The sequence below is a fragment of the Schumannella sp. 10F1B-5-1 genome (genome assembly GCF_006517535.1).
Taxonomy (GTDB): Bacteria; Actinomycetota; Actinomycetes; order Actinomycetales; family Microbacteriaceae; genus Schumannella.
Window position 1 is genome coordinate 1 of record NZ_VHQH01000247.1, and the last position, 264, is coordinate 264.

General features: G+C 81.8%; 1 protein-coding gene. It reads right to left on the reverse strand.

What is annotated here, in order from left to right; genetic code table 11:
• On the reverse strand, positions 1 to 205 hold a 205-nt coding region (locus FJ658_RS16715; protein ID WP_219995800.1), incomplete at its 3' end, for a hypothetical protein.
• Positions 206 to 264: the final 59 nt, after the last annotated feature.

The window sequence follows — 264 nt, forward strand, 5'->3', positions numbered from 1 at the left end:
CGAGTGTAGGGCCGGTGCCGCGCGTCGGCGACCGCGGTGGCGCCGCCGCCCGCCAGGCGCGGCGGTCGGCGGTCGGCAGGACGAGCCCCAGCGCGTGCGCCACGGCCACGGCGATCGCGGCGAGGAACTCCGCCGGCGCCACGGCGCAGGCTGGCGCGGCGGCGACGACGAGCAGGAGCGGCGCGAGGGGACCGGCGAGGGTCACCTGACGGTCCCGACGCCGGGGCAGGGGTTCGCGGCGCAGCGCCGCGTGGACCACGCCGC